The sequence below is a fragment of the Streptomyces sp. NPDC057253 genome (assembly GCF_042669125.1).
In the GTDB taxonomy this organism is placed as follows: domain Bacteria; phylum Actinomycetota; class Actinomycetes; order Streptomycetales; family Streptomycetaceae; genus Streptomyces.
Genome location: NZ_JBHUXV010000011.1, coordinates 20,444 through 45,975, shown reverse-complemented (window position 1 = coordinate 45,975; position 25,532 = coordinate 20,444). Strand labels below are relative to the sequence as shown.

The window sequence follows — 25,532 nt, the reverse complement described above, 5'->3', positions numbered from 1 at the left end:
TCCGTGTGATCCGTCGTATCCGTGGGAGGGGGTCAGATGCGCTCGACGATGGTGGCGATGCCCATGCCGCCGCCGACACAGAGCGTCGCGAGGCCGTATCGCTTGTCCTGGCGCTCCAGTTCGTCGATCAGGCTGCCCAGGATCATGGCACCGGTGGCGCCGAGCGGGTGGCCCAGCGCGATCGCGCCGCCGTTGACGTTGACCTTGTCCAGCGACAGGCCCATGTCCTTGACGAAGCGCAGGACGACCGCCGCGAAGGCCTCGTTGATCTCGACCAGGTCGATGTCGTCGATGGTCAGGCCGGCCTTGGCGAGGGCCTTGCGGGTGGCGGGCGCGGGACCGGTCAGCATGATGGTGGGCTCGGAGCCGGAGACGGCCGCGGAGACGATCCGCGCGCGGGGCCGCAGGCCGTAGCGCTCGCCGACCTCCTGGGAGCCGATCGCGACGAGCGAGGCGCCGTCCACGATGCCGGAGGAGTTGCCCGCGTGGTGGACGTGGTCGATCTTCTCGACCCAGTGGTACTTCTGGAGCGCCACGGCGTCGAAGCCGCCGAGGTCGCCGATGTCCGCGAAGGACGGCTTGAGGCCCGCCAGGGAGTCGGCGGTGGTGCCGGGGCGCAGGTGCTCGTCGTGGTCGAGGACGGTCAGCCCCGCGCGGTCCTTCACCGGGACGACGGAGCGGTCGAAGCGGCCCTCCTTCCAGGCCGTGGCGGCACGCTCCTGGCTCAGGGCGGCGTATTCGTCGACGTCACGCCGCGAGAATCCCTCGATCGTGGCGATGAGGTCGGCGCCGATGCCCTGCGGCACGAAGTTGACGGCCAGGTTGGTCATCGGGTCGTTGAACCAGGCTCCGCCGTCGGAGGCCATCGGTACCCGGGACATCGACTCGACGCCGCCCGCGAGGACCAGGTCCTCCCAGCCCGAACGCACCTTGGCGGCGGCCATGTTGACGGCTTCGAGGCCGGAGGCACAGAAGCGGTTCTCCTGGACGCCCGCGACGGTGTCCGGCAGGCCGGCCGCGATCGCGGCGATCCGGGCGATGTCGGAGCCCTGGTCGCCGACCGGTCCGACGACGCCGAGGACGACGTCGTCGACGGCCGCCGGGTCCAGGCCGGGGAAGCGGGCGCGGATCTCGTGGATGAGTCCGACGACCAGGTCGATGGGCTTGGTGCCGTGCAGGGCGCCGTTCGCCTTGCCGCGGCCGCGCGGGGTGCGGATCGCGTCGTACACGTACGCTTCGGTGCTCACGAGGAAGCCTTTCAAGGGTGAGGGTCAGCCGGGCAGAAGGTCTTCATGCCAGCAGGGAACGGCCGATGATCTCCTTCATGATCTCGGTCGTGCCGCCGTAGATGGTCTGGACACGGCCGTCCGTGAAGGCTTTGGCGACCGGGTACTCGCTCATGTAGCCGTAGCCCCCGTGCAGTTGGAGGCAGCGGTCGGCGACCCGCTTCTGGAGCTCGGTCGCCCACCACTTGGCCATGGAGGCGTGGACGGCGTCCAGTCCCCCGTCCCCTCCGTTTGCGTGGTCCTCGACGCAGCGGTCGACGAACGTCCGGGTGACGGCGCACTCGGTGGCCATCTCGGCTATCTCGAACCGGACGTGCTGCTTGGTGGCGAGCGGCCGGCCGAAGGCCTCGCGCTCCTTGACGTACTCGGTGGTGATCTCCAGGAGGTGCTCGGCGGCGGCGATCGCGGCGACGGCGATGCTCAGGCGCTCCTGGGCGAGATTGGTCATCAGGTGGCCGAAGGCGCCGTGGAGCTCGCCGAGGAGGTTCTCCCTGGGCACGCGGACGTCGTGGAAGAACAGTTCGGCGGTGTCCTGGGCCTTCTGGCCGATCTTGTCGAGGTTGCGGCCGCGCTCGAAGCCCGCCGTGCCGCGCTCGACGACCAGCAGCGAGAGCCCGCGGGCGCCGCCCTCCGGGGTGGTCTTCGCGACGACGATCACCAGGTCGGCCAGGATGCCGTTGGAGATGAACGTCTTGGAGCCGTTGAGCACCCAGTGGTCGCCCCGGTCCTCGGCGTGGGTGCGGATGCCCTGGAGGTCGGAGCCCGCGCCCGGCTCGGTCATGGCGATGGCAGTGATCAGGGACCCGTCGCAGAAGCCGGGCAGCCAGCGGCGCTTCTGCTCGTCGGTGGCGAGGCCGGTGAGGTACGGCCCGATGACGTCGTTGTGCAGCCCGAGAGCGAGTCCGGGTGCGCCCGCGCGGGTGAACTCCTCGGCCAGGACGGTGGCGTAGCGGAAGTCGCGGGTGCCGCCGCCCCCGAACTCCTCGGGCACGGCGAGCCCGAGCAGGCCCTGCTTGCCGGCCGCGCGCCAGGCCTCGCGGGAGACGATGCCGTCCTTCTCCCACTGCGCGTAGTACGGCAGGACCTCCCTGGCCAGGAAGGCGCGCACGGTCTCGCGGAACGCGTCGTGCTCGGGGGCGAAGAGCTGCCGCTTCATGCAGGGCCTTTCATCGGGGGTCTTTCACGAGGTCCGGTACGTCCCAGTCGCGTGCCACCTCCGCGGTGTCGGCGCCGGGCCGGGCGGGTCCGGTGCGTACGGCCGTCGGGGTGACGGAGAAGCGGGGCGCGGGGGCGGGCTGGGTGATGCCGCCGTGGTCGGTGAAGGTGCCGCGGGCGGCGAGGTGGGGGTGGTGCGGGGCCTCGCGCAGGGACAGGACGGGCGCCACGCACGCGTCGGTGCCCTCGAAGACGGCCGCCCACTCGTCTCGCGTACGGCCGCGGAAGCGGGCGGCGACCGCGTCGCGCAGTTCGCCCCAGCGGGTCCAGTCCTTGCGGGCGTCCGCGAAGTCCGCAAGGCCCAGCAGGTCGAGGAAGAGGTCGTAGAACTGCGGCTCCAGGGCGCCCACCGCCATGTATCCGCCGTCGGCGGTCTCGTAGGTGCCGTAGTACGGGCAGCCGCCGTCCAGGAGGTTGGCGCCGCGCCGGTCCTGCCAGCCGCCTGCGGCGGTCATGCCGTGGAGCATCGCGGCGAGGTGGGAGGTGCCGTCGACGATGGCGGCGTCCACGACCTGGCCGGTACCGGTCGCACGCGCGTGGTGGAGGGCGGCGAGGACGCCGACGACGAGGTACAGGGCGCCGCCCGCGTAGTCGCCGAGGAGGTTGGCGGGGACGGCCGGCGGACGGCCCGGTTCGCCGATCATGCCGAGGGTGCCGGTGAGGGCGATGTACGCGATGTCGTGCCCGGCCCGCTGGGCCAGCGGCCCGTCCTGGCCCCAGCCGGTCATCCGGCCGTAGACGAGGGCGGGGTTGCGCGCGTGGCAGTCCTCGGGGCCGACGCCGAGCCGCTCGGCGACTCCGGGGCGGTTGCCCTCGATGAGGACGTCCGCGCGGGCGGCGAGGTCGAGCACGCGCGCGGGGCCGTCGGGCGCCTTGAGGTCGACGACCACCGAGCGCTTGTTGCGGTTGGTGATGTCGTAGGCGGGGTCGATGGACAGGGCGGTGCCGCCGGGGCGGGAGACATGGACGACGTCGGCGCCCAGGTCGGCGAGGAGCATGGCGGCGAAGGGGCCGGGGCCGATACCGGCCAGCTCGATCACGCGCACGCCGGTGAGCGGGCCGTGCCCGGGCGTCGGTGCCGTCGTCATCCAGCCCCCTCGGCGTGACACAACTGATGTAACACCAGTGATGCTATGAACGCGTCCCAGCGGACACAAGACCTGAACGAGCAAGCGCTTAGCCAATTATCGGCCGGTCATCGGCCGCCGAACCCGCACCGTCGCACGTGTCGGCGCGCCGGAGCGGTGGCTCTCCTCGACCCAGCCGCCGAGCAGAACCACCCCTCACGCTAGCCTCGGCCACCGACAACGGCGCGTGCGGCGGGATCAGGAGTGTCATGAGCAGGCTGAAAAGGTCGGACCGTCCCTACGACATCGTGCTCTTCGGGGCGACGAGCTTCGCGGGAGCGCTCACCGCGGAGCACCTCGCCGCGCACGGCCCCGACGACCTGCGCTGGGCGATCGCCGGCCGCAGCGCGGACAAGCTCAGGGCACTGCGCGAACGGCTGCCGCCGGGCACGGACGTCGGGGTGCTCACGGCCGACGTGACGGACCCGGACTCGCTGCGCGCGCTCGCCGGGCACACGCGCGTGCTGGCCACTACGGTCGGCCCCTATCTGACGTACGGCGAGGAACTCGTCGCCGCCTGCGCGGACGCCGGGACGGACTATCTCGACCTGTGCGGCGAGCCGGAGTTCGTGGACCTGATGTACGTCCGGCACGACGCACGCGCGCGGGAGACGGGCGCCCGGCTGGTGCACGCGGCCGGGTTCGACTCGATCCCCTACGACCTGGGGGCGTACTTCACCGTGCGGCAGCTGCCGGAGAACGTGCCGTTGACCGTCGACGGGTTCGTGAGCGTGGACGCCACCTTCTCGGGCGGGACGTTCGCCTCGGCGCTGAACCAGTTCGCGCGCGGCCGGCAGATGATCGCCGCCGCCCGGGACCGCGGACGGCACGAACCGCGCCTGGTGGGCCGGCGGGCCACCGCGCCGACCGGCACCCCGCGGTACGCCCAGGAGGTCGGCGCCTGGGCCCTGCCGCTGCCGACCATCGACGCGCAGATCGTCCGGCGCTCCGCGAAGGCCCTCGCGCGCTACGGGCCCGACTTCCGCTACCGCCAGTACGCGGCCGTACGGCGGCTGCCGGTGGCGGTGGGCGGGGTCGCCGCCGTGGGTGCGCTGTTCGCGGCGGCCCAGGTGCCGCCCGCACGGCGGTGGCTGTCCGGACGGCTCAAGCCGGGTGACGGGCCGAGCGCCGAGAAGCGGGCGAAGAGCTGGTTCTCGGTGCGGTTCGTCGGCGAGGGCGGCGGACGGCGGGTGTTCACCGAGGTCGCGGGCGGCGATCCCGGATACGGCGAGACGGCGAAGATGTTCGCCGAGTCGGCGCTGTCCCTGGCCTTCGACGACCTGCCGGAGACCTCCGGTCAGGTCACGACGGCGGTCGCGATGGGGGACGCGCTGATCGAGCGGCTGCAAGGGGCCGGGATCACCTTCCGGGTGGCGTCGGCCAGGTGAGCGGGCCTCAGAAGGACCAGCCCGCCACCGTGTAGATCATCCCCGCGATCCAGCCGAGCCCGGCGAGCACGCCCAGGACCAGCGCGGCGGTCACGGCGCGTTCCACGGGCCGGTTCGGGTCGGCGAGGGGCTTGGGGGAACGGGTGGTCATGCGGTGCGTCGTCATGCGGGACAGCCTGCCGAGCGCACCGGGGCCCGCACATCCGTACAGATACTCAGACGACGTACTCAGTACGCCCTCAGGCCCCCTGACGCGACGTCGCCTCCCGCAGCGCCCGCCGGCACAGCGCGTCCGCCGCGCGCGTGGTCTCGGGCAGCCGGTAGGCCGGGGTGAGCGCGAGGGTGTGGGCGCAGGCGTTGTCGAGGCTCACGCGGTGGCCGACCGAGACGAAGACCGGTTTCACCGCCTCGCGGGTGCGCAGGGCCCGGCCGACCTCCTCCGCGCCCGCGAGCAGCGGCGTCCAGGCGCCGCGCCGGGCGCCGGGATCGTCGTAGGAGAAGGTGAACGGGTTCTTGGCGACGCCGATCGTCGGCAGGCCGGTGAGGACCCCGAGGTGGCTCGCGAGGCCGAAGCGGCGGGGGTGGGCGCGGCCGTAGCCGTCGCAGACGACGAGGCCGGGCGGGCACGGCAGGGCGTCGAGGGCGGCGAGGACGGTGGGGATCTCGCGGAAGGCGAGCAGGCCGGGGACGTACGGGAAGGAGATCCGGCCCACGGCCGTCGCCTCCGCCACGACCTCCAGGGTCGCCGCGTCCAGCGCCACGGCCGCCGCCGCGACCACGTCCCGCTCGTCGTCGTAGGCCACGTCGACCCCGGTGACCAGCCCGGTGCCGGGCGGCGGGCCGGGCTCGCCGAGGACCGTCCTCGCCCTCAACTCGTCCTGGACCGCGCGGGCCTGCTCCTCGGTCGCGGGCCAGCCCGCGGGGATGTCCACTGTCTCCATGGTGGGGACGAGCGTACGGCGTGGCGGCGCGGGCCCGCGATCATGAGACGGCCGGCCGAACGGTCAGCTCTTGTTGCCGAGGGCGCGCTGGAGCTGGCTCTTGTTCATGTCCGAACGGCCCTTGACGCCCTTGCGCTTGGCCTCCTCGTAGAGCTGGTCGTAGGTCGGGCCCTGGGAGCCCTTGCCGGACCGCTGGCCGCCCCGCTTGCCGGACGACATGTCCTGGGTCGAGGTGCGGCTCGCGGTCCTGGACTCACCGGAGCGGGCGCGTTCCTTGTTGACCGTGCGGGCCGCGATCTCCTTGGCCCGTCCGGTGCTCTCGCCCCGGTCCTCGGCGCTCTTCTTGATGTGCTCGTACTGCCGCTCGCGCTTGGAGTTCGAACCAGCTGGCATGGGGGATCACTCCTTTCGCCGTCGGCGACCGGGTACCCACTTTCCGCCGGTCAGTGCTCCAGCCGGGCCACCCGCCCCTTCTCGCCAGCGGCCCAGCAGCCGCCGTCGACCGTGCAGTCCACGGTGTCGAAGGAGCCGGTGTCCACGGTCCGCCAGGTCCTGCCGCCGTCCGTGGTGAGGTCGGTGCCGGTGGGGCCGACCGCGAGGGCGGCGGTGCGGCTGTGCGGGAGCCAGGCGACTCCGGAGCGGTAGGCGGGCGGCGGGGTGGCCGCGGGCTGCCAGGAGCGGCCGGCGTCACTCGTGCGGGCACCCGCGCGCGGGGACGGCTGGTCCGCGTTGTAGTCGCCGCCGACCGCGAGGCCGTGCGCCCGGTCGCGGAAGGCGAGGGCGAAGACGCCCTTGGCGGAGGCACCTCCCGGGATCGGTGTGTCCGAGGCCGTCCAGGTCAGGCCCCGGTCGCCGGAGTGCAGGACACGCGCGCGTGCGCCGCCTCCGGTGGCCAGCCAGACATCGCGCGGGCCCGAGCTCACCAGGCACTGCCCGCTCGCCGCGAAGCCCGCCTCGCCGTCGAGCGCGGCGGGCATGCCCTTGTTCGGCAGCACCTTCCAGGAGCGGCCGCCGTCGGCGGTCGACAGGATCCGGAACCTGCCGTCCACCGGGTCGCTCATGGCGAGTCCGTGGCGGTGGTCGAAGAAGGTGAGGCAGTCGTAGAAGGCCTTGGCGTCGGTGTTGCGGAAGGACTCGGTCCAGGTCGCTCCGCCGTCCTCGGTCCGGTACACCCGGGACGCCTCGCCCTCGCCGATGGCCAGCACCACGGCCCGGCGCGCGTCGAAGGCCTCGACGTCCCGGAACTGGAGGTCGGCGGCCCCGGCGGGCGAGACGTTTCGCCAGCTGGCCCCGTCGTCGGTGGTGCGCAGCACGGTGCCCTGGGTGCCGGCCACCCAGGCGGTGTCCCGGCTGACGGCCGCGAGGCCCCGGAAGCGCGCCCCGGGGACGCCGCTGTCCTTGAGCTCCCAGTGCGGTGTACGGCCGTCCGGGCCGTGCGCCGCCGCCGGTACGGCGGTCAGCGCGGCCAGCGCCGCCGCACAGGCCGTGCCCGCGGCGACCGTCCGGATCGTGGATCCCGTACGTCTCTTGCCTCGCGTGTTCCCCAAGAGCCTCATGGCGGGCGAAGCTAGTCCACGCTCCGGGCGCCGTCCAGATGCCCTCGGCGGCGCGGGGAGTGGGGCGCGGGGTGTCACAAGTGACTCCGGGGGCACGCGAGAAGGACTGGATCCCACCGGTGTGTGAGGACGGTGACAGAGGTCACTCGATTCTCGTGTACACGGATTGGCCGATTCCGACGTCTCTTCCATTGTCCGTACCCACCCTCCGAGAGCCCGATCAGCCGTCACAAGGGAGCAAGGCGTTGTCCACCGTCATCGAGCAGCCCGTTGAGGCCCGTCTCGTCGCCGCGGCACCGCGGATGCCGAGCATTCCCGCCACACTGCACTACGACCGCTGCGATCCGTTCGCCGTCCGCATGACCTTCCCCGCCCCGGCCACCCTGGAGGGCGTCGAGGTCTGCTGGACCTTCAGCCGCGAACTGCTCACCACCGGTCTGCACGAGCCCGAGGGCCACGGCGACGTCCGGGTGCGGCCCTACGGCTACGACCGCACCGTTCTCGAGTTCCACGCCCCCGAGGGCACCGCCGTCGTGCATGTGCGCACGGGTGAGCTGCGCCGGTTCCTGGAGGCGACCAACGACCTCGTGCCGAGCGGTCTCGAGCACCTCCAGCTCGACCTCGACCACGACCTCGCGGAACTGATGCGCGACGCCTGCTGAGGCCGACCGCGCGGGAGGGTGTCGAGCCCGCCCGCCGACAGGCCCCCAGGGGGTGATCCACCGAAGGACGTCCTGGCCCCGCTCCCGGCCCAGCCGCCCGTCGGCTGTCGTGTGCGCCGTGTACGCCTTGTAGGCCGTTTCCAGGGTCGGGAACAGCTCCCTGTGGTCACACAGCGGCAGCGTCACGCGCGCGTGGCGACCGCCGCCGCCGTCACCGCTCCGCGCACCTCGTGGACGACCTTCCGCAGCACCGGTGCCACCGGACCGCTGCGCTCGATCAGCTCCTCGACGTGAGCGTCGTCGCGGTCCTTGCGGGGACCCAGGGTGTGCAGCTCGGCGGCGGCCGCGAGGGCCCCGAGGGCCGCCTCACCCTCGGAGCATGCATCGGCCGGCCCGCGCAGGATCCGCCGTGCCTCCTCCTGGAGCGCCTCCACCGCGGCCGGTCGCGCCAGTTCGTGGTCCACCGTGGGGAAGAGCCCGAGCGCCCGCTTCTTCCGGGCCCGCAGATATCCCCCCGCGGTCAGCTGCTCCCGTACGGCGTCCAGGGTGACCCGGGCGTGCAGCGTCACCCAGCTGCGCCACCGGTGCGGCCGGGATTCGCGGACCAGTTCGAGGAGCCCGTCCAGGACCGGGTCCCCGGTGGACGCGTCCAGGTCGACCGGGGTCGCGATGTCGTCGTCGTCGAGGAGCAGACCGCGCTGGGCGAGTTCGGTGAGGGCACCGGCCCGGACCAGCTGGGGGACCTGGGCTGCACCGGTGACCTCGGACTTCGAGGTGTCCCAGGCCAGCAGGTAGAGACGGGCCGGCAGGGAGAGCGAGCCGTCGGACACGGGGCCTCCTTCGGTCAGCTGACCGTTAATTCGTTGACAGCCCTCGGGCCGCCTCGTACGTTGTAGAACGCTTCTGTTGCCGTCGATCGGAGAAGGACGTTGCTCGTCTGAGGTCCTGAGACACCGTGTCACACACCTGAGGTGTGTGCGCTGCGTGCGACCTCGGCACACGAGCCGTTCCCGACGAACAGGGCCCCTTCCACGCCCCCGGATCCCTCGTCGCCCGCCGGTCGCAGGTGTCTCGATACGCGATTGCCCCTTCTCGCTTCGAGCAACCGCGGAGACTCACATGTCTGCTTCCATCACCTGCACCTCGCTCGCCTTCGCCTGGCCCGACGGCAGCCCCGTCTTCGAGGGCCTGGACATCGCCTTCGGCCCCGGCCGCACCGGTCTCGTCGGCGTCAACGGATCAGGGAAATCCACCCTGTTGAAGCTGATCGCCGGTGAACTCGCCCCGGCCGACGGCGCCGTACGGGTCGCCGGCGAGGTCGGATACCTCCCGCAGAACGTCACACTGGACACCGCCCTCAAGGTCGACGAGGCGCTCGGCATCGCCGCGCGGCGCGCCGCCCTGCACGCCATCGAGGCCGGTGACGTGGCCGAGGAGCACTTCGAGACGGTCGGCGACGACTGGGACGTCGAGGAGCGCGCCCTGGCCACCCTCGGCGAACTGGGCCTCGGCCACATCACGTTGGACCGCACGATCGGCGAGGTCTCGGGCGGCGAGTCGGTGCTGCTGCGCCTTGCCGCGCTGCTGCTGCGCCGGCCGGACGTCCTGCTCCTCGACGAGCCGACCAACAACCTGGACCTGTACGCCCGCAGGCGGCTGTACTCGGCCGTCGCCTCCTGGCCGGGGGTCATGATCGTGGTCAGCCACGACCGTGAACTCCTCGACCTGGTCGACCAGATCGCCGATCTGCGCGCCGGGGAGGTCACCTGGTACGGCGGGAACTTCTCCGCCTACGAGGAGGCTCTCGCCGTCGAACAGGAGGCGGCGGAACGGATGGTGCGCGTCGCCGAGTCCGACTTCCGCAAGCAGAAGCGCGAACTGGCCGACGCACAGGTCAAGTTGGCCCGCCGCAAGCGGTACGGACAGAAGATGTTCGAGCAGAAGCGCGAGCCGAAGATCGTCATGGGGGCGCGCAAGCGGGCGGCGCAGGAGTCCGCCGGCAAGCACCGCATCATGCACGAGGAGCGGCTCTCGGAGGCGAAGGACCGGCTCGACGAGGCGGTGGAGGCCGTACGGGACGACGACGAGATCCGCGTCGACCTGCCGTACACCGCCGTGCCGCCCGGCCGTACGGTCCTCACCCTCCTGGATCTCGAACTCGCCTACGGCGCACAAGTGAAGGGCGGCTTCGACCTGCGGGGGCCCGAGCGGGTGGCGCTGATCGGGCGCAACGGCGCGGGCAAGACGACGCTGCTGCGCACGATCGCCGGGGAGTTGGAGGCGGTGTCGGGCGAGGCCACGGCCCATGTGCCGCTGCGGTTCCTGCCTCAGCGCCTGGACGTCCTCGACGGCGAGCTGTCGGTCGCCGAGAACGTGGCCCGGTTCGCCCCGGGCGCCACCAACAACCGGGTGCGGGCCCGTCTCGCCCGCTTCCTGTTCCGGGGCGCCCGGGCCGACCAGCGGGCCTCGACGCTGTCCGGCGGCGAACGCTTCCGGGCGGCGCTGGCCGCGCTGATGCTGGCCGAGCCGGCACCCCAGCTGCTCATGCTGGACGAGCCGACGAACAACCTCGACATGGCGAGCGTGCGACAGCTGACCACGGCCCTGGAGTCGTACGAGGGAGCACTGATCGTGGCCAGCCACGACCTGCCGTTCCTGGAGTCACTCGGCATCACACGGTGGCTCCTGCTGGACGGGGAGCTGCGCGAGATCACCCCGGACGAGCTGGAGTCCCCGGAGTAGCGACCGGGAGGGCATGGGGTGGGGCACCTGCGGGGGCCTCGGGTACAGCGGCTGCCGGCGGCTCAGGTGCGGCGCCCACCGGGGCCTCGGGCGCGGCGCACGCGGTCGTATCCGGCGCAGTGTCCACCGGGGCCTCTGGTGTGGCACTCACCGGGGCCTCCGGTGCGGCGCCCGGTGTCGGCGCCGGTGGGGTGTCCGTGGTGGCCTGGACGGTGTCCAGTGCGGTGATCGCTGCCGCCAGGTCCGTGCCCGCTCGGAGCAGGGCCACGCTCCGTGTGGCGATCTGGTCCAGTCGGGTCCGCAGGACGCGTCGGGCGTCCGCCTGGCCGTCGAGGTCGCTCAGCGCGCCCATGACCTCGCGCACGGCCGGGATGCCGTACCCGCCGGCGCGCAGGGCGACGACGACGCGGGCCGCGCCGATCGCCTCGGGGCCGTAGCGGCGCGCCCGCAGGGTGGTCACCCGCTCCGGGCGGATCAGCCCCTCCTCCTCCCAGAACCGCAGCGTCGAGGACCGTACGCCGAGGGCTTCCGCGAGCTGCGTGATCGTCATGTAATCGCCGTCCTGAGCGGCCTGAGCGGCCTGAGCGTCCTGTTCGCCCTGGACGGTCCGCAGGGCCCGCTGTGCGCGCAGCACCTCGTCCCGTTCCCGTGCGAGCCGCGCGTGGACCTCGTTCACCGCCGCAGCCGCCTCCGTGAGCGTCCCCGTCCACAGCTCGGCCAGCAGGCGCCGCGCCTCGACGGGCCCCACGGCACCCGCGAGCCCGCGGTACGCGCGCAGGGCGTGCACATGGGTCGCCGTGCAGGAGCGGTGGCCGCACCTGCTGCACCGAGTACCCGGTCTCCCCGGCGACGTCGACGGTCCGCATCAGCCAACCCCACACCAGCATTGAAGGTCACGCTTGAACCATGCCTATGGAGCAGATCCAGGTGGGGACTCCCCCGAGATCGCGTGGGGCGACGCGTTCATCTACTACGCCCCCGACGGCCGGATGCCCCGGAACACCCAGCCCTACGGGACGATCGTCACCAAGGACCACCCCGGCGACACCGCCTCGGACCTCGACCCGCCGGGCCGCTGGCGGGTCAACGTCCAGGTCGGCCGTAGGGCGATCCCGGATCTCCTCGGACCGGCGCGCGACCTCGCGGCCGCCGACGTGCTGCTGCCGCATCCGGTCTACGGCGACCTCGGCTGGATCTGCGTCGTGAACCCGGGCGAACGGACGACGGGGACGGTCGTACGGCTGCTGCGGGATGCGCATGAGGCGGCACGCGCGCGTGCGGCGCGACGGCGTTCGTGAGCCGTGGCGCGTCTCAGGAGGGCCACAGCCTGACAAGGGGGGTTTTGTCGACACGGATCGGCGCTGCATGATGGCTGACCGGCGCCCGTCACGGGCGCCGCCCCTGCCCCGCCGATACGGAGTTCCCTCGTGCCCAGCAAGAAGGCCCTCGTCCGCCGCCCCGGTCCGCGTCTCGCCGAAGGCCTCGTGACGCACATCGAGCGGGAGAAGGTCGACGCCGACCTCGCGCTCGAACAGTGGGAGGCGTACGTCGAGGCCCTGCGCGCGCACGGCTGGGAGACCGTCGAGGTGGACCCGGAGGAGGACTGCCCGGACTCGGTGTTCGTCGAGGACACCGTGGTGATGTACAAGAACGTCGCCCTGATCGCCCGCTCCGGCGCCGAGTCCCGGCGCGAGGAGACCGTCGGCGTCGAGGAGGCCGTGGCGCGGCTCGGCTGCTCGGTGAACTGGATCTGGGAGCCGGGCACCCTGGACGGCGGTGACGTCCTGAAGGTCGGCGACACGATCTACGTGGGCCGGGGCGGGCGCACCAACGCGGCCGGCGTCCAGCAGCTGCGGGCCGCGTTCGAGCCGCTGGGGGCCGAGGTGGTCGTCGTACCGGTGAGCAAGGTGCTGCATCTGAAGTCGGCGGTCACGGCGCTGCCCGACGGGACCGTCATCGGACACATCCCCAAGGTGGACCGGCCCTCGCTGTTCCCGCGCTTCCTGTCCGTGCCCGAGGAGGCCGGCTCCCATGTCGTGCTGCTCGGCGGCCCCAAGCTGCTCATGGCCGCGAGCGCGCCGAAGACGGCGGAGCTGCTGAGCGATCTCGGCTTCGAGCCCGTGCTGGTCGACATCAGCGAGTTCGAGAAGCTCGAAGGCTGTGTGACATGTCTCTCGGTGCGACTGCGGGACCTCTACGCCTGAACGGGTGAACGCACCACTCCAACAGCCCCGGACCTGCGCTTCCCGGAGCGACGCGTGACGCCTGGGAAACACCGCTGATCAGGGATCTTTACGGCACTCTTAACCTACGGTCTCGTAACCTACGGTTTCGTAGCCTACGATTCCGTAGGTTCCCCGGCACCGCTCGCCGGCTCTCCCCGTACTCGCCGTGTCCCCCTGGAGCACCTGTGACGATCACTTCCCCTCACCTCGGCAGCCCGTCCTCCGCCTGGACCGACGCGCGACTGCTGTACGCGCTGGAGGAAGTGGTCGAGAAGGAACTCAACCGGCATCTGAAGGTCACCAAGGACTGGATGCCGCACGAGTACGTGCCGTGGGGCGACGGCCGCAACTTCCCCGGTTTCTTCGAGGACGGCGAGGCCTGGGACAAGGAGCAGTCCAAGGTCACCGAGATCGGCCGGATCGCCCTGGTGGTGAACCTGCTCACCGAGGACAACCTCCCCAGCTACCACCACGAGATCGCCTCGCTCTTCGGCCGTGACGGCGCCTGGGGCACCTGGGTGCACCGCTGGACCGCCGAGGAGGGCCGGCACGGCATCGTGATGCGTGACTACCTGCTCACCTCGCGCGCGGTGGACCCCGACAAGCTGGAGCAGTTCCGGATGGCCCACATGAGCGAGGGCTTCGAGTCGGACAACCGCCACTCGATGCTGCACTCGGTGGCCTACGTGGCCTTCCAGGAGCTCGCGACCCGGGTCTCGCACCGCAACACCGGCCACCAGTCCGGCGACCCGGTCTGCGACCGCATGCTGGCGCGCATCGCGACCGACGAGAACCTGCACATGGTGTTCTACCGGAACCTGCTGAAGGCGGCCTTCGAGCTGGCGCCCGACCTGACGATGATGGCGGTGCGCGACGTCATCGTGAACTTCCGGATGCCCGGGCACGGCATGCCCGGCTTCGAGCGGGCCGCCGCGCAGATGGCGATCGGCGAGATCTACAACATGCGCATCCACCACGACGACGTGCTCCAGCCCGTGCTGCGCTTCCTGAAGGTCATGGAGATCGACGGCCTCGGCCCCGAGGGGCAGCAGGCGCAGGACGAGCTCGGCCTGTTCATGGGCGGCCTGGACGCGGAGGCCCTGAAGTTCGACGAGAAGCTCGCGGCGCGCAAGGCGCGGATGGCGGCTCGCGCGGGAGCCTGACGCCGACCCGGATGGCCCGGCCGGCCCGCCGAATATGCCGTGCGGGCCGCCCGCCGCCTGCGAGATCATGCGGCCATGCGTGACAGCAGCACGGATCAGCGGGCCGTCGGCTTCCTGCTGGGCCTGATCGACGCCGACTCCGCCCTCCGGATACGGCGGCGGATCGGCGCGCCGGAACCGGGCGGGAACCGACGCCGGGCCGCCCAGGCCGCCCTGAAGCTCACCCCGGTGCCGTCCTCGGTGCTGGTGTGGATCCTGGAGGAGGACGACCCCGAGCTCAACGCGACGGTGTACGGGCACGGTGCGGCCGACCCGACGCTGCGGCGTGCGGTGCTGCGGGGCGTGCCGTTCGGTCCCGGCCGCAAGGGCCCCCTGCCGGTGGACATCGTCCTGCGCAAGAACGCGGTCGAGCCCGAGGTGCCGCAAGCCGTCGTGGCGCGGGGACTCGTCGGCGCGCTGCGGGCGGCCACCGCCATGGGGCCCGCCCGAAGCGCCGCGTCCATGGTGCTGGGACACGGCGACTGGCGGACGGTCGCGGCGGCCGACCGCGAGCGGCCCCTGCCCGGTTACGCCCGCTGGGCCCTGTCCGTACGCCCGGACTGTCCGCCCGCGCTGCGCGCGCAGTTCGGCAGCCACCCCAAGTTCGCCCACCGCGTCCGGCAGGCGGGAGTCCTGGCCGGTCCCGGCGTGTACGCGACCGAGCACGGACCCGCCGCGCCGGTGCTGAAGGTGCTCTCCCTGGGCCCGGCGCTGTTCCCCGCGCGCGTGCGCGACGCCGAGGACGCCCTGCGCCCCCTCGTGCGCGAGCACCTGGGCGACCGCGAGGAGGCCTGGGCGGTGCTCGCCCAGCTCCTCGACACGTTCCACGGCACGGCGCCGGAGCTGATCATGACGGCGGGCGCGATCGCCTGAGCCGGCCCGCGGGGAGTGCGGGACGGAGGCGGGGCGCCGGGGGCGCCGGGTGCCGGGGGCGCCAGGTGCCGGGGGCGCCAGGTGCCGGGGGCGCCAGGTGCCGGGAAGGGGGCGGGGCGCCGGAAAGGGGGGCGGGGCGGCTGGATTCGAACCAGCGTGTTCCAGTTTTGGAGACCGGTGCGCCTGCCTCTGCGCTACGGCCCCGCCCTTGGTCCCCGAGCGTAATGCGCTGGCCGGTTGTCAGTGGGCGCTGCTACCAATGAGTCACGGGGGATTTCGGTACGGGGGGCTCGGCATGGCGTACGGAGAGCGGGGGCGGCGTGTCCCGGTGGTCGACCTGGCCGACCGCCGGGCGCTGGAGCGGTACCGGCCGGCGGACGCGGCGGTGGTCGAGGAGGCACGGCGGCTGAAGGAGGCCGCGCTGCTGGACTTCGGACTGACCGAGTCGGCGGTGGCGTCCTGGCTGTACGCGAAGTGCCGGCACCAGATCCCGACGACCGCGCTCGACACCGCGGCGGTGGTGGCCTCCGGCGACGGCTCCTGCCTGCTGCTCTACAACCCCGACTTCTTCGTCGGTCTCGGCCTGGACGGCGTCAAGTTCGTGCTGTTCCACGAGGCCCGGCACCTCGTGCACCGCCATCTGTTCACCGACCCGGAGCTGCGCGCCGACCCGGTGTTCGAGCTGGCCTGCGAGGTGTCCGTCAACCATGTGGCACTGGTCCGGCTGGGCCGCACGCGGCTGCCCCTGCTGGACGGCCGCCCGACGGGTGTCGACCCGCGGGAGGTCCACGAGGCCTATGCGCGGGACCTGACGGCACACGGTCTGGAGCCGGTGCCGTACGAGACGTTCACCGAGACCGACATGCGGGTGTACGGCGAGCTGAAGCGCATGCACAGCCCGCCCGTCCCCGAGCGGCGGCTCTGCGTCCACCTGCGGGACGGGGGCGTCCCGGCCGACCAGGAGACCGTCGACGTGGTCACCTCCTCGGCGCTGCTCAACTCCTTGCTGGCGGCCCGGCGGGGGCACACCGGCGCGGAGGGCGAGCTGCTCGACCTGATGAACCGCACCGAGGACGGCAACACCCGGGCCGCGCGGATCTGGGGCAGCCTGGGCGCGGGCGCCCTGCGCGGCGAGACCACGCGCACGCGTACGGTCGACTGGTGGCAGCGCTGGCTGGTCGACGTGCTCGGCTCCCGACTGCGCGACGGCGAGCGGCTGGTGTACCCGAAGAAGCGGGGCGCGCTGCTCGCCGCCCTCGGCCAGGACCCGATGCTCTCGCGGCGCGGTCCGGTGCGGGAGAAGGTGCTGGTCGTCGCGTACGACACCTCGGGCTCCATGCCGGACCACGTCGTCGAGTGGCTCACCCGGCTCGTGGGGCGGATCGACGGGGTCGAGGCGCACTGGCTCTCCTTCGACGCCGTGGTGATGCCGTTCAAGCCCGGCGAGCGGGTGTACGGCGGAGGCGGCACCAGCTTCCAGGTGGTCGCCGACTACGTGGAGGGCCGTACGGAGGTCGGCGGGCGGCGCTTCGACGTCACCCCGGACGCCGTGGTGATGCTCACCGACGGATACGCGCCGCCCATCACGCCCGCCGAGCCGGACAAATGGATCTGGCTGATCACCGAGGGCGGCAGCGAGTGGCCCGAGACGCACATCCCGGCGATGGACTGCCATCGCGTCACCACAGGATCGCGGTAAATGACCACAGACACCGAGCAGTTGACGGCCTCGCGCCTGGAGTCCTTCATCGACGCCATGATCAACATGGGGCAGACGGGGCAGATCTTCGGCGAGCACGGCATCGGCAAGACGGCGACGTTCTTCTCGCACATCGGCCGGGCCCACCCGGACGCGACGCTGGTGTACGTCCCCGCGGCGAACCTCACACCGGACGACCTGCTGGTCAACGCACCCGTCCGCGACCCGCACACCGGTGAACTGGTCCTGCGCCAGCTGGTGATGAGCCAGCTCAGGCCGGGGCGGCCGTTCGTGCTGCTCATCGACGACTCCTTGCAGGCGGGCGAGACGATCCAGTCGCAGCTGATGCAGATCGCCTGCAACTGGACGCTCGGGGAGCACGATCTGCGTGCCCTCGGCTGCGTCGGCGTCTTCCTCACGGACAACGAGTCGCTGGCCGAGACCTCGGCCCGGCGCAGCGATCTCGCCCTGCTGGACCGCATGGTGACGCTGCGGATCACCGCCAACGACACCTCGTGGCGGCGGCACCTGGCGGCCAAGTACCGCCCGTGGGACCTGCGTCCGGTGTTCTCGCTGTGGGCGTCCCTCTCCCCCGCCCTGCGCGAGCTGCTCTCCCCGCGCACCCTCGACCACGTCCTGACGAACGCGCGGGAGGGCTTTCCGCTGCGCTGGGGCCTGCCGCTGGTCGACGGGGAGCGGCTGCGGCTGGCGGAGCCAGGCCGGGACGGCAGGCCCGGGCAGAACCGCACCGCGGAGATCCTGGACCGCGTTGCCGCCTCGCTCGGCGTGCCCAACCCGGCCACGATCCCCGACCCGGTCCGGCAGGTCGTGCGGGCCGCCCTGCGGGGCCGCTGGACGGTGCTGCTCCAGGGACCGCCGGGCTGCGGGAAGACGGAGCTGGTGCGGGAGACGGTACGGGCGGGGCTGGGCCGGGAGCCGCTGTACTTCTCGCTGCCGGTGACCAACGTCGAGGACCTGTGCGCGCCGATCCCGTCCGCCGACGGCACCCTCGACAACCTGCTGGCCGCGAAGTTCACCGGGCCCGAGCCCAAGGCGATCGTGTGGGACGAGTACAACCGGCCCAAGGACAAGGCCGCCTTCGCCAAGCTGATGGAGATCACGCAGGAGTGGTCGCTGGCCGGCCGGCGGATCGAGAACCTGCGGGCGCAGATCGCGGTGCAGAATCCGCCGTACCACCTGGGCCGCAAGATGCTGGTGGCGCGCAACAACATCGCGCAGGCGACCCGGTTCACGGCCTCGCTCCAGGTCGAGCCCGAGGACATACCGGCCAACGAGTGGCTGCTGGCCCGGTACGGCTCGGACGCCGAGACGGTCCTGGAGTGGTGGAAGCACGACATCGACGACGAGGGGCGGGCCTGGATCACCAAGCGCACGCTGGAGCGGCTGATCAAGCTGCACCGGCGCGGACTGCCGCTGGAGATGGGCACGGTCTATCTCGGCGACGGCGAGTACGCGCCCGTGCCGCTCACCGCGCTGATCGACCGCTTCCGGGGCCGTCCGGTCACCGGTCTGCGCGAGCTCGCACGTGACGTGGCCGCCTGGGAGAGCCGTCTGCGTCGCGCCCGCGCCCACTCCTCGGAGGGCGGCGACGACAGCGACGTCGTCCACCAGATCCTCGCCAACGCGGAGTTGTCCCAGCTCCGCAAGCACCGGGAGGCCGTGACCCGGCTCGTCGCCCTGCTGCCGGCGAAGCTGAGGGCGACCTATCTGGTGGGCGCGTCGGAGCGGCAACAGCGCTTCTGGACGGAGGTGTTCATGGCGATGGCCCGCTGACCGGGAGGTGCGAGCGGTCGTGGTGGGGGCCGTCGCCGGCTACCGGTCGTCAGTCGGTGGGGTGCGGTGCACGCTGCGTACGGCCGCCACGTCCGCCGGCACCGACGGGGGCGGGAGGTGGGCGCTGTGGGCCGCGAGGCGGCGTTTGACGGTGGCGGCGATGCCCTGGCCCAGGACGAAGCGGGTGGCCGTGGTGGCGCGGGGGGCCGTGTCCAGGAGGCGGTGGGCCTCGCGGCTGCGCATGCCGGTGTGGGTGAGGACGAGGTGGGTGAGCCGGTGTCCGGCGGTGCTCGCGAGGACGTCCGCGATCGCCGCGGCCGCCGACAGGTCCACCCGGTTGTCCTGAGCGCCGAGCACGGCCGCCGCCCGCACCCGGCCGAGGTCCAGCAGGTGCACCCCGGCCGCGGTCGCCGCCGCGACCAGCCCGGCCGCGGCCGCCGGGCCGATGCCGTTGCTCGCGACCGCCAGACGGGCGAGCCGTCCATGCGGCGCCCGCTCCAGCGCCGCCGCGAGGCTGAGCGCTCCGCCATCGCCCAACCCGGCGGCGGACACGTACAGTTCGTCGACCGCACCCGCCGCGATCACCTCGGCGAGCGCCCGCGCCCCGGCCTCTCCCAGCGGGTTGCCGCCGACGAACAGCCGCTCGATCCGCCGGCCGTTGCCCGCCGCGGCCGACAGCGCGTCGGCGAGGACGGCGGCACCGGCCGCGTCGAGCCCGGTCTGGACGAGATCCAGGGTCCGCAACGTCCGTGCCGCGTCGATGAGTTCGGCCGCCGCCCGGCCACCCCCGCCGCCGAGCGGATTGCGCTTGAGCCACACCCCCGTGACCACCTGCGGCGAGGCTCGCAGCTGGTCGGCGATCCGGCAGGCGCCGCCCTCGGTGACGCCGTTGCAGCCGAGGTAGAGGGTCTCGACTCCGGTGCCCGCACCGGCCACCGCGGCGGCCCCGTCGTCGCCCAGCGCGTCGGTCCCCAGCAGCAGGTGCCGTACCGGCGAAGGCCCCTGGGACAGCGCGTCGGCGACCAGCGCGGCGCCCTCGGCGCCCAGGGCCTGCTTGCACAGATCGAGCCGCCCGTCGGGCAGCGCCGTACCCGCCGCGAAGTCGAGCCGCTCCCCCGTCGGGCGCCCTGACCGCAACCAGTCCAGCAGTGGGGCGAGTTCGGCGACCGGCCGCGGCACGACGTACGGCACCCCCGCGAACCGGTCCCGCGCTTCCGCGCCGTCCGCGCTCACCACTCCGCCTCCCGGTAGTCCTTCAGGAACACCCCGGACACGGGGTCGCCCGCCTCGCCGCGCACGATCGGGTCGTACACCCGGGCCGCCCCGTCCACGACGTCCAGCGGCGTCCGGAACCCGGCGCGGGCCATCCGCTCCTTCTTCGGCGCCGGGTTCTCGTCGGTGATCCAGCCGGTGTCGACGGCGCACATGTGCACGCCCTGCCCGGCGAGTTCGGCGGCGCTCGTGCGGGTGAGCATGTTGAGGGCGGCCTTGGCCATGTTGGTGTGCGGGTGTCCCGCCATCTTGTTGCGGACGGCGAAACGGCCCTCGACCGCCGTCACGTTGACGACGTACCGGCGCGGGTGCGGGGAGGCCAGCAGCAGGGGCAGCAGCCGGTCGCACAGGAGCGCCGGGGCGAGCGCGTTCACCAGCTGGGTCTCCAGGACCTCGGCCGGGTCGAGCGCGCCGAGCCGGGCCGACCAGGAGTTCTCGGGGGACGGGTCGGGCAGCAGTCCGGCCTCGTCGGCCTCGCGCAGCGCGAGGGGCAGGGACGCGGCGCCGCCCTCCAGCATCCGCGTCGAGGCGAAGCCCGGCGCCCGCCGTGCCCCCGCGGGCAGCGCGTCCCGCTCTCCGGCGGCGAGGAGGGCGTACGACTCGGGCGGCCGGCGTACGGTCTGCGCGGCGTTGTTGACGAGGATGTCCAGGGGGCGGCCCTCCCGGCACAGTTCCTCGCACAGGCCCAGCACCTGGCGCGGGTCGCGCAGGTCCACGGCGATCACGGTCAGCCGGCTCAGCCACCGGTCGCTGCCCGGCTCGGCCCGGAAGCGGCGCACGGTGTCGTGCGGGAAGCGGCTGGTCACGAGGAGTTCCGCGCCGTCGCGGAGCATCATCAGGGCCAGCTGGAAGCCGATCTTCACGCGACCGCCGGTGAGCAGCGCGCGGCGCCCCGCGAGATCGGTGGACAGCGCGCGACGGGCCGTGTTGTCGGCGGCACAGCGCGGGCAGAGGCGGTGGTAGAAGGAATCGACCTGTCGATAGGACGACTTGCAGACATAGCAACTGCGCGGCTTGCGGAAGACCCCCGCCTCGCCCGCGTCGCCGGACACGGCCAGCGGCGCGTCCTCGCGCCGGTCGTGGGCGCCGGTCGCGGTGGCCGCCATCGTGCCCGCGTCGGCGGCGGCCGTCTCGGCGCCCCGTGCCTTGCGGCGCCGCAGCCGTCCGTCGCGGGCGAAGGACGCGGCGACCTGCTCGGCGCGCAGCCGCACGGGGTCGTCGACGGGCAGCTCGCGCAGCCTGCCGACCGTCCGGTGGAAGGCCGCCAGCTCCTCGTCGTCGATCACGTCACCCATGCGTCCCCGCCCCCGTTCATGCCGTGCCGCGGGCCGGGTCGGATTCGAACCGACGTTCCCTTCATGCGATGAAGGTGCGCCTGCCGCTGCGCTACCGACCCCTGTGCCATGGGCCCCGGCCGGATTCGAACCGGCGTATCCGCCTTGACAGGGCGGCGAGTCTGCCTCTGCTCTACAGGGCCCCGCACGCAGCCCGGGGATCGGATTCGAACCGATGTGTTCCGCCTGGGCAAGGCGGTGCGCCTGCCGCTGCGCTACGCCCGGGTGCGCTCCGGGATCCTAGCCGCACTCCCGGCCGGTCGGCTCATCGGATTTCCAGCCGCCTGATCGCCAGCCGCTCCTTCTCGGAGAGGCCGCCCCAGACGCCGAAGCGTTCGTCGTTGGCCAGGGCGTACTCGAGGCAGGCCGAGCGCATCTCGCACATGCCGCAGATGCGCTTGGCCTCCCGTACCGAGCTGCCCGGCTCGGGAAAGAAGAAGTCCGCCCCGGTCTGTGCGCACAGCGCCTGCGCCTGCCAGGCGGGGTCGGCCGGGATGATGGTGTCGGTGTGCATGGCCGAGAGCGTGCCGGGCGGCGAAAAACGTTCGATCAACGCGGGATCAACGGCGCCGTTCACGGCCCCCGGCCGCCTCGATGGTCCTCCTCCGGGCAGCCGGGCGCACGGCGGCGCGCGGGTGCCGCCGGCGGCGGGGTCGGCGACGTGTCCCGGCGTCCCGGCGGCGATTGTCAGTGGGCGGTGCCAGACTCGGCAGTGCAGGCAACGGGACCCCTCAGAGGAGGGCAATGATGCTCACGACCCGTTATGTCACCGGCGCTCCGAACTGGATCGACCTCGGCACCCCGGACATCGACGGCGCCACCACCTTCTACGGCGGCTTGTTCGGCTGGGAGTTCCGGCCGGGCCCGCCCGAGGCCGGAGGGTACGGCTTCTTCCAGCTCGCCGGGCGGACCGCCGCCGCGGGTATGCAGACCGACGCGGACCAGGGCCCGCCCTCCTGGACCGTGTACTTCCAGACCCCGGACGCGGACGCCACCGCGAAGGCGGCCGAGCAGGCGCACGGCTCGGTGCTGATGCAGCCCATGGACGTGATGGACCAGGGCCGCATGGCGATCCTCGCCGACAAGGCCGGCGTGCCCTTCGGCATCTGGCAGCCCGGCCGGAACAAGGGCCTGGACGTCACCCAGGAACCGGGCTCGCTGTGCTGGGTGGAGCTGTACACCGCCGACCTGCCGATGGCCGCCTACTTCTACCGCGCGGCGCTCGGCCTGGAGACCTACGCGGTCGAGTTCCCCGGCGGCACGTACACCACGGTGCTGCCGGACGGCCAGGGCGAGGACAGCATGTTCGGCGGTATCGTCCCGCTCGCCGACGACCCGCTGGAGGCGCAGGCGGGGGCGTACTGGATGCCGTACTTCGAGGTCCCGGACACCGACGAGGCGGTCGCGACGGCTGAGCGGCTGGGCGGCGTCGTCCGGCTGCCCGCCACGGACGTGCCGGGGGTCGGCCGGGTGGCCAAGCTGGCCGATCCCTACGGCGCCCGCTTCGCGGTGATCAAGAGCGAGCCGCAGACGTCGTAGGGGGGCGGGGCGACTCGGGGGTGCGGGGGGTCTCCGGGCGCAGGGCGTCTCCGGGCACGAAAGACGTCCTGGGGCGAGAGGCGCTCCCGAGGCGAGGGGCGTTCCCAGGCGACGGGTCCTACGTCGAGGCGAGGGGCGTTTCCGGGCGACGGGTCTTACGCCGAGGCGAGGGGCGTTTCCGGGCGACGGGTCTTACGCCGAGGCGCGCCGCACCAGCGTGGTGGGGAGTACCACACCGGCCGGTGCGGCGCCCTCGTGCGCGGGGTCGAGGCCTCGCAGCAGCAGGCGGGCCATCAACCGCCCCATCTCCTCGATGTCCTGACGGACCGTCGTCAGGGGCGGGTCGGTCTGCTCGGCGACCGGCAGCATGTCGTCGAAGCCGATCACGGCGACGTCCTCGGGCACCCGGCGCCCCCGTTCGCGCAGCACGCGCAGGGCGCCGGAGGCGGTGAGGTCGTTGGCCGCGAACACCGCGTCCAGGTCGGGGCACCGGTCGAGGAGCTCGCGCATCGCCCGCTCCCCGCCGGCCGGAGTGAAGTCGCCTGACACGACCAGATCCGGGCCGCCGTCCCCCACGACCTCCCGGTAGCCGTCGAGCCGGTCCACCGCGGAGGTCTGGTCGAGGGCGCCGGTGATGTGCGCGACGCGGGTGCGGCCGAGGCCGAGGAGATGCCGTACGGCGTCGCGGGCACCGCCGCGGTTGTCGCTGTCGACGTACACGACGTCCGCCGTGCCGTCGCTCCAGCCGGGACGCCCGCCGAACACCGTGGGGACACCGGCCCGTTGGATCAGTCCGGGCAGCGGGTCGTCGAGGTGCAGGGAGAAGACGAGCGCCCCGTCGACGTGCCCTCCGGCCAGGTAGCGCGCCACGCGTGTGTGGTCGTCGCGACCCTCCGTGAGCAGCAGGACGAGTTGGTTGTCGTGGGCCGTGAGTTCCTTGCTGATCCCCCTGAGTTGCAGGGCGAAGAAGGGGTCGGCGAAGACCCGGCTCTCCGGCTCGGCGACGACCACGGCGACGGCGTGGTGGCGCCGGGTGACGAGACTGCGGGCGGCCTGGTTGGGCACGTAACCGAGCTCCTCGACGGCCCTGCGCACCCGCTCGACCAGCGGCTCCCTGACCCCGTCGCCCCCGTTCACCACCCGGGACACAGTGGCCCGGGAGACTCCGGCCCGGGCGGCCACGGCCTCCAGAGTGGGACGTGGCGCGGCGTCGTTCACTTCGGGCTCCTCGTCGGCGGGGTGCGGATCAGGATAGCCCTGCGGGAGGCTGAGCTGAGAGCGCTCTCGTGGCGGGCGAGGCGGAGGTGAGGAGCACGGACGCCTTTTTCCGCGCCCGGCGAGGCAGAGGCGAGGAGCTCGGGGCGAGGAGCGCGGGGCGCGGGGCGAGGAGCGCTGGGCGCCGGTCCGCGCACCCGGGCCGCTTCGAGCGGCGGTGCCCGCGCAACCCGGCTTCCCTCCGGGTGACCGACCGGATCCCGTCGTACCGCTGCTCGGCGGGGGTGAAGCTGCCGGAGCTCGGGGCGCCGGGCACTCACTGGCGGGCACCGGCGGCCTCCGTCCTCACCGAGGCCGCTGGGGACGGGCTCTTGCTCGACCTGCCGTCCTTCCCATACGCGGCCGCGTACCCCGCGTCCAGCCCCGCACCAAGACACACGCCCAGGCACACGCCCAAGCACGCTTCCTTCCCCGCACCCCGCACCCCGCACCCCGCACCCCGCACCCCGCACCCAAGACGCTCCGGCTCAGCCCAGGCTCCCCCTCAACCCAGCAGATCCACCCGCCGCCCGATCCCCTCCCCCTCAGCCCGCTCGTACGCCGCCCAAGCCAGCGCGAGGTCCTGCCAGGGCATGCCGACGGGGGCGTAGACCGTGCGGTCCGTGTCGGCCGTCCGGCCGGGGTGCTCGGCGCGCAGCACCTCGCCCAAGGTCGCGTCGGCCGGCCGCAACACCCCCACCCCGGCGGCGAGTTCGCGGTCGTCGACGACCAGGAGGGCCGTGTCCAGCAGATCGCGCCCCAGTTCCGCCTTGCCCGGCTCGTCCACGCCCAGGCTCGTGAAGTGCTGGCCCGGCCTGGTGTCCGCGAGGTGCAGCAGCGGCTCGCGGGACCAGGTCGCCGTCAGCACGATGTCGGCCACCGAGGCGACCTCCGCGGCGGTGGCCGACGCCTGCCCGCCGTGCCGCGCGGCGAACCCCGCGGCACGGTCGGCGGACGTGTCGTGGACGAAGAGGTCACCGCGGGGCCGTAGCGCCGCAAGCCCCCGCACCATCAACTCGGCCTGCGCGCCCGCCCCGACGACCCCCACCACAGTGCCGGCACCGGCGAGCAGATGCGTGCCCAGAGCCGCCGCGAGCCCGGTCCGCCAGGCCGTGACCGTCGCCGAGTCCAGCAGCGCGAGCAGTTCGCCGTCGGTACCGCTGTGCAGGCAGATCACCCCGCGCAGGGCGGGCCGGGCGTCGGGGAACTTGGCGTTGACCTTCACCGTGTAGGCCGGGACGCCGGGAAGCAGGCCCGGGATCAGCGCGGTGGCCGTACCGGGGAAGGGGAGGTCCGAACGCACCCGCCGGCCCGCGATCGCCACGCCGTCCGCGTCTCGGAAGCCGTCCCGCAGGACGTCGAGGCAGGCCGCCGGCTCCAGCACCGCCTCCAGATCACTCCGGGTGAGAAGAAGAGTCACCCG

The 25,532-nt window shown here is 72.9% G+C and carries 24 protein-coding genes and 4 tRNA genes; 10 read left to right on the top strand and 18 right to left on the bottom strand.

Features of this window, described 5'->3' with window-relative positions; all coding sequences use genetic code 11:
• Positions 1-32 precede the first annotated feature (32 nt).
• From ACFULQ_RS08630 to ACFULQ_RS08620, 3 genes are read right to left on the bottom strand one after another with little or no spacing between them, the layout of a single operon-like run.
• Positions 33-1,247, bottom strand: a complete 1,215-nt coding sequence (locus ACFULQ_RS08630; protein ID WP_383540023.1) for an acetyl-CoA C-acetyltransferase — start codon at positions 1,245-1,247, stop codon at positions 33-35.
• A 43-nt stretch (positions 1,248-1,290) separates the two neighbouring features.
• A complete protein-coding gene (locus tag ACFULQ_RS08625; protein ID WP_383540020.1) occupies positions 1,291-2,442 on the bottom strand; it encodes an acyl-CoA dehydrogenase family protein in 1,152 nt (383 codons plus the stop codon).
• Between the two features lie 10 nt (positions 2,443-2,452).
• Positions 2,453-3,589: a CaiB/BaiF CoA transferase family protein gene (locus ACFULQ_RS08620; protein WP_383540018.1), complete on the bottom strand. Its 1,137-nt coding sequence runs from the start codon at positions 3,587-3,589 to the stop codon at positions 2,453-2,455.
• A gap of 248 nt (positions 3,590-3,837) precedes the next feature.
• Between ACFULQ_RS08620 and ACFULQ_RS08615 the strand changes: the two genes are divergently transcribed.
• Positions 3,838-5,016, top strand: coding sequence for a saccharopine dehydrogenase family protein (locus ACFULQ_RS08615; RefSeq protein ID WP_383540015.1), 1,179 nt, complete (start codon positions 3,838-3,840; stop codon positions 5,014-5,016).
• A 7-nt stretch (positions 5,017-5,023) separates the two neighbouring features.
• Here the strand turns inward: ACFULQ_RS08615 and mmpA are convergent, their stop codons facing one another.
• The 4 genes from mmpA to ACFULQ_RS08595 form a co-directional block, all read right to left on the bottom strand.
• On the bottom strand, positions 5,024-5,182 hold the full coding sequence (mmpA, locus tag ACFULQ_RS08610) for a morphogenic membrane protein MmpA (RefSeq protein WP_383540012.1): 159 nt from the start codon (positions 5,180-5,182) through the stop codon (positions 5,024-5,026).
• A 73-nt stretch (positions 5,183-5,255) separates the two neighbouring features.
• Entirely contained in the window at positions 5,256-5,957 is a 702-nt protein-coding gene (locus ACFULQ_RS08605) for an endonuclease V (protein WP_383540009.1), read from the bottom strand.
• Between the two features lie 63 nt (positions 5,958-6,020).
• A complete protein-coding gene (locus tag ACFULQ_RS08600) occupies positions 6,021-6,350 on the bottom strand; it encodes a plasmid stabilization protein (RefSeq protein ID WP_383540007.1) in 330 nt (109 codons plus the stop codon).
• A 50-nt stretch (positions 6,351-6,400) separates the two neighbouring features.
• Complete coding sequence (locus tag ACFULQ_RS08595) at positions 6,401-7,513, bottom strand: WD40/YVTN/BNR-like repeat-containing protein (protein WP_383540005.1); 1,113 nt, start codon at positions 7,511-7,513, stop codon at positions 6,401-6,403.
• Between the two features lie 245 nt (positions 7,514-7,758).
• On the opposite strand from ACFULQ_RS08595, the gene ACFULQ_RS08590 reads away from it, so the two are divergent.
• Positions 7,759-8,175 carry an SsgA family sporulation/cell division regulator gene (locus ACFULQ_RS08590; protein WP_383540002.1) on the top strand — a complete coding sequence of 139 codons (417 nt, stop codon included), beginning with the start codon at positions 7,759-7,761 and terminating at the stop codon, positions 8,173-8,175.
• Positions 8,176-8,357: 182 nt separating this feature from the next.
• Here the strand turns inward: ACFULQ_RS08590 and ACFULQ_RS08585 are convergent, their stop codons facing one another.
• On the bottom strand, positions 8,358-9,005 hold the full coding sequence (locus ACFULQ_RS08585) for a GPP34 family phosphoprotein (protein ID WP_383540000.1): 648 nt from the start codon (positions 9,003-9,005) through the stop codon (positions 8,358-8,360).
• Positions 9,006-9,294: 289 nt separating this feature from the next.
• Here ACFULQ_RS08585 and ACFULQ_RS08580 point away from each other — a divergent pair, with 289 nt between their 5' ends.
• Positions 9,295-10,917, top strand: coding sequence for an ABC-F family ATP-binding cassette domain-containing protein (locus ACFULQ_RS08580; RefSeq protein WP_383539998.1), 1,623 nt, complete (start codon positions 9,295-9,297; stop codon positions 10,915-10,917).
• Here ACFULQ_RS08580 and ACFULQ_RS08575 read toward each other — a convergent pair.
• Entirely contained in the window at positions 10,886-11,704 is an 819-nt protein-coding gene (locus ACFULQ_RS08575) for a MerR family transcriptional regulator (protein WP_383539995.1), read from the bottom strand. The two genes, ACFULQ_RS08580 and ACFULQ_RS08575, sit on opposite strands and share 32 nt — an antisense overlap.
• Before the next feature lie 112 nt (positions 11,705-11,816).
• Here ACFULQ_RS08575 and ACFULQ_RS08570 point away from each other — a divergent pair, with 112 nt between their 5' ends.
• The 4 genes from ACFULQ_RS08570 to ACFULQ_RS08555 all read left to right on the top strand — a co-directional run bounded on the left by ACFULQ_RS08570 (position 11,817) and on the right by ACFULQ_RS08555 (position 15,217).
• Positions 11,817-12,215, top strand: a complete 399-nt coding sequence (locus ACFULQ_RS08570) for a DUF6194 family protein (protein WP_383539992.1) — start codon at positions 11,817-11,819, stop codon at positions 12,213-12,215.
• Between the two features lie 129 nt (positions 12,216-12,344).
• The gene (gene ddaH, locus ACFULQ_RS08565) at positions 12,345-13,121 is read left to right on the top strand and encodes a dimethylargininase (RefSeq protein WP_383539990.1); all 777 of its coding nucleotides are present in this window, start codon (positions 12,345-12,347) and stop codon (positions 13,119-13,121) included.
• Positions 13,122-13,327: 206 nt separating this feature from the next.
• Positions 13,328-14,305 carry an acyl-ACP desaturase gene (locus ACFULQ_RS08560; protein ID WP_350756566.1) on the top strand — a complete coding sequence of 326 codons (978 nt, stop codon included), beginning with the start codon at positions 13,328-13,330 and terminating at the stop codon, positions 14,303-14,305.
• A 75-nt stretch (positions 14,306-14,380) separates the two neighbouring features.
• A complete protein-coding gene (locus ACFULQ_RS08555; protein WP_383539988.1) occupies positions 14,381-15,217 on the top strand; it encodes a hypothetical protein in 837 nt (278 codons plus the stop codon).
• 130 nt (positions 15,218-15,347) lie between these two features.
• Here ACFULQ_RS08555 and ACFULQ_RS08550 read toward each other — a convergent pair.
• Positions 15,348-15,423: transfer RNA gene (locus ACFULQ_RS08550), tRNA-Trp, on the bottom strand.
• A gap of 89 nt (positions 15,424-15,512) precedes the next feature.
• On the opposite strand from ACFULQ_RS08550, the gene ACFULQ_RS08545 reads away from it, so the two are divergent.
• Together ACFULQ_RS08545 and ACFULQ_RS08540 are read left to right on the top strand one after the other, a co-directional pair.
• Positions 15,513-16,916: a hypothetical protein gene (locus tag ACFULQ_RS08545; protein WP_383539985.1), complete on the top strand. Its 1,404-nt coding sequence runs from the start codon at positions 15,513-15,515 to the stop codon at positions 16,914-16,916.
• Positions 16,917-18,710: an AAA family ATPase gene (locus tag ACFULQ_RS08540; protein ID WP_383539982.1), complete on the top strand. Its 1,794-nt coding sequence runs from the start codon at positions 16,917-16,919 to the stop codon at positions 18,708-18,710.
• Between the two features lie 39 nt (positions 18,711-18,749).
• On the opposite strand, the gene ACFULQ_RS08535 is transcribed toward ACFULQ_RS08540, so the two are convergent.
• The 6 genes from ACFULQ_RS08535 to ACFULQ_RS08510 form a co-directional block, all read right to left on the bottom strand.
• Positions 18,750-19,943, bottom strand: coding sequence for a ribonuclease inhibitor (locus ACFULQ_RS08535; protein WP_383539979.1), 1,194 nt, complete (start codon positions 19,941-19,943; stop codon positions 18,750-18,752).
• Entirely contained in the window at positions 19,940-21,277 is a 1,338-nt protein-coding gene (locus ACFULQ_RS08530; RefSeq protein WP_383539976.1) for an SDR family oxidoreductase, read from the bottom strand. The genes ACFULQ_RS08535 and ACFULQ_RS08530 overlap by 4 nt, the downstream gene beginning before the upstream one ends.
• Before the next feature lie 29 nt (positions 21,278-21,306).
• A tRNA-Ala gene (locus ACFULQ_RS08525) sits at positions 21,307-21,378 on the bottom strand.
• A 9-nt stretch (positions 21,379-21,387) separates the two neighbouring features.
• Positions 21,388-21,459: transfer RNA gene (locus ACFULQ_RS08520), tRNA-Asp, on the bottom strand.
• Positions 21,460-21,468: 9 nt separating this feature from the next.
• Positions 21,469-21,542, bottom strand: a tRNA-Gly gene (locus tag ACFULQ_RS08515).
• Between the two features lie 39 nt (positions 21,543-21,581).
• On the bottom strand, positions 21,582-21,869 hold the full coding sequence (locus ACFULQ_RS08510) for a WhiB family transcriptional regulator (protein ID WP_383540237.1): 288 nt from the start codon (positions 21,867-21,869) through the stop codon (positions 21,582-21,584).
• Between the two features lie 194 nt (positions 21,870-22,063).
• Here ACFULQ_RS08510 and ACFULQ_RS08505 point away from each other — a divergent pair, with 194 nt between their 5' ends.
• The gene (locus ACFULQ_RS08505; RefSeq protein ID WP_383540235.1) at positions 22,064-22,855 is read left to right on the top strand and encodes a VOC family protein; all 792 of its coding nucleotides are present in this window, start codon (positions 22,064-22,066) and stop codon (positions 22,853-22,855) included.
• Positions 22,856-23,047: 192 nt separating this feature from the next.
• Here the strand turns inward: ACFULQ_RS08505 and ACFULQ_RS08500 are convergent, their stop codons facing one another.
• Positions 23,048-24,073 (bottom strand): LacI family DNA-binding transcriptional regulator, encoded by a 1,026-nt coding sequence (locus ACFULQ_RS08500; protein ID WP_383539973.1) that lies wholly within the window; start codon positions 24,071-24,073, stop codon positions 23,048-23,050.
• A gap of 541 nt (positions 24,074-24,614) precedes the next feature.
• Positions 24,615-25,529: an ornithine cyclodeaminase family protein gene (locus ACFULQ_RS08495; protein ID WP_383539971.1), complete on the bottom strand. Its 915-nt coding sequence runs from the start codon at positions 25,527-25,529 to the stop codon at positions 24,615-24,617.
• Positions 25,530-25,532: the final 3 nt, after the last annotated feature.

Coding starts and splice junctions, on each gene's coding strand:
- ACFULQ_RS08625 (WP_383540020.1), bottom strand. CDS start 2,442: ATGAAGCGGCAGCTCTTCGCCCCCGAGCACGACGCGTTCCGCGAGACC.
- ACFULQ_RS08620 (WP_383540018.1), bottom strand. CDS start 3,589: ATGACGACGGCACCGACGCCCGGGCACGGCCCGCTCACCGGCGTGCGC.
- ACFULQ_RS08615 (WP_383540015.1), top strand. CDS start 3,838: ATGAGCAGGCTGAAAAGGTCGGACCGTCCCTACGACATCGTGCTCTTC.
- mmpA (WP_383540012.1), bottom strand. CDS start 5,182: ATGACGACGCACCGCATGACCACCCGTTCCCCCAAGCCCCTCGCCGAC.
- ACFULQ_RS08605 (WP_383540009.1), bottom strand. CDS start 5,957: ATGGAGACAGTGGACATCCCCGCGGGCTGGCCCGCGACCGAGGAGCAG.
- ACFULQ_RS08600 (WP_383540007.1), bottom strand. CDS start 6,350: ATGCCAGCTGGTTCGAACTCCAAGCGCGAGCGGCAGTACGAGCACATC.
- ACFULQ_RS08595 (WP_383540005.1), bottom strand. CDS start 7,513: ATGAGGCTCTTGGGGAACACGCGAGGCAAGAGACGTACGGGATCCACG.
- ACFULQ_RS08580 (WP_383539998.1), top strand. CDS start 9,295: ATGTCTGCTTCCATCACCTGCACCTCGCTCGCCTTCGCCTGGCCCGAC.
- ACFULQ_RS08555 (WP_383539988.1), top strand. CDS start 14,381: ATGCGTGACAGCAGCACGGATCAGCGGGCCGTCGGCTTCCTGCTGGGC.
- ACFULQ_RS08545 (WP_383539985.1), top strand. CDS start 15,513: ATGGCGTACGGAGAGCGGGGGCGGCGTGTCCCGGTGGTCGACCTGGCC.
- ACFULQ_RS08540 (WP_383539982.1), top strand. CDS start 16,917: ATGACCACAGACACCGAGCAGTTGACGGCCTCGCGCCTGGAGTCCTTC.
- ACFULQ_RS08530 (WP_383539976.1), bottom strand. CDS start 21,277: ATGGGTGACGTGATCGACGACGAGGAGCTGGCGGCCTTCCACCGGACG.
- ACFULQ_RS08505 (WP_383540235.1), top strand. CDS start 22,064: ATGCTCACGACCCGTTATGTCACCGGCGCTCCGAACTGGATCGACCTC.